The organism is Borrelia hispanica CRI (assembly GCF_000500065.1).
Taxonomy (GTDB): Bacteria; Spirochaetota; Spirochaetia; order Borreliales; family Borreliaceae; genus Borrelia; species Borrelia hispanica.
The window spans coordinates 1-1,654 of sequence record NZ_AYOU01000019.1; the positions used below are offsets into that span (position 1 = coordinate 1).

2 protein-coding genes are annotated in these 1,654 nt (G+C 24.4%); one reads left to right on the top strand and one right to left on the bottom strand.

Going from position 1 to position 1,654, the window contains the following annotated elements; all coding sequences use genetic code 11:
- Nucleotides 1-82 precede the first annotated feature (82 nt).
- Entirely contained in the window at nucleotides 83-499 is a 417-nt protein-coding gene (locus tag U880_RS0100515; protein WP_024654346.1) for a DUF261 domain-containing protein, read from the top strand.
- A gap of 277 nt (nucleotides 500-776) precedes the next feature.
- Here the strand turns inward: U880_RS0100515 and U880_RS0100520 are convergent, their stop codons facing one another.
- Nucleotides 777-1,538, bottom strand: coding sequence for a site-specific integrase (locus tag U880_RS0100520; protein WP_024654347.1), 762 nt, complete (start codon nucleotides 1,536-1,538; stop codon nucleotides 777-779).
- Nucleotides 1,539-1,654: the final 116 nt, after the last annotated feature.

The window sequence follows — 1,654 nt, forward strand, 5'->3', positions numbered from 1 at the left end:
TCCTGCTTGTGAATTTAATGAAGATATTCCTTTTTAGAAGTTTATGAATGAGGTTTGGATTATATAGGAGGTTAAATGATATATGAAATTACAACAAAATGATAAAAGATTTGTTGAAGAGATTAGACGTTGGGGTTGTTACTTTTTATCTTTGCATTATTACATATCATCACTTACAAAGAACAAATTTGACTTTAATGATATTAATAATAATTATTATCAATTTGTTAGATTAGGTTATATGGGGATTAATTGTTATATTTTAAATCCATGTAAGATCTTAAGTTTCTTTGGCGTTAAAAGAGATGTTCGTGTTGAAGATAAATCTTATAAATGTTTAAAGGATGAATTTGAGATAAGTGAAGTTAAATTAAAGAATAATATTGGGTCCCATTTTATGGCAACAAATAATACAGAAGTTTTATATGATCCTCTTTATCTTAAAGATAGAGGGCAAGAATATCATCTTAAATCTAAGCGTATATTTAAGATGATATAGTTTACTCCATATATGTTTATTTTATTAAAAGGCTATATGCCTTTTTTTTATGCTTACTTATTATGTCAAATATTGATTTTAGCTAAAATTAATTACATTATCATATAATAGCTATTTGTTAAATTACTTTTAACCTTTATTTCTAAAATAAAAAATTCTAACAAAGAGAATTGTAACTTCTTTTTGTTAGTTTTATTATAGTAATATATTGATTTAATATTATGTTTGTATAGCTCATATAGCAATATATGAAATATACAATATGATGACATTGATATTATTTCAAAGAATTTTTAATGTCCTTATAAGCTTGTATTTTGCTAGCCGAAGATAATCCGTAAACATTATCAATTTCAGAAGTTGATGCATATTTCATTAATTCTTTAATTTCAAATGAGTTGTACCCTTTGGATTTAAGCGAAGCAATAAATATGTTGCGGCATATATGTAGTGATTTACGGTGTTTAAATCCAGCTGATTTTAGTAGTAATTTAAACTTAATTGCAATTTTATTTATATTAATTTTGTTATCTTTAAATTTATTTTTGCTTTTTTGAAATAGATATGTACGTCTTGTGTCTTTCCCTTTAGATATAAAATAATCATGATGTACTCTCATAATAGATTTATATTCATTTTCACTAATTACTACTTCTCTGATGCAAATATTACTTCGCTTCTTTGCAACATTTACACGTAAACTATAAAATACCTCATCATTATTGCTTTTTTCTTGTGATATATCAGCAAGTTTGACATTTTGTATCTCTACTCCTCTACAACCAGTTATTGATAATATGTATACGAACCATCCAGAAATTGGGTCTATAGATTGAAGTTTTGTGATGCAGCGTTTTACAAGTTTTATTGTCTTTTCATTTAGATAGAATCTTATAGGAGTGGATTTGGGTTTAGTATTTTTAGTTTTAAGTTTACTTTTAATTAAAGACAATTCTTTGCTTAAATTTTCATTTTCTTTTACTATGTCTTTGAGTGTTTTATTAACTTTGTTAGATAAGTTCAAGTTAGTATCATTCATAAAGTTTACTTATTAACTAATGATTTTAAAAATTATAAAATGGTTAATTAATAGTTTAACAAATACTTATAAGTTTAGTCAATTTTTTGGGCCTTTCATTGTATGTTAAAAATGGC

What these genes read in the sequence shown, in the direction of transcription:
- U880_RS0100515 (WP_024654346.1), top strand. Translation starts at nt 83, where the DNA reads ATGAAATTACAACAAAATGATAAAAGATTTGTTGAAGAGATTAGACGT.
- U880_RS0100520 (WP_024654347.1), bottom strand. Translation starts at nt 1,538, where the DNA reads ATGAATGATACTAACTTGAACTTATCTAACAAAGTTAATAAAACACTC.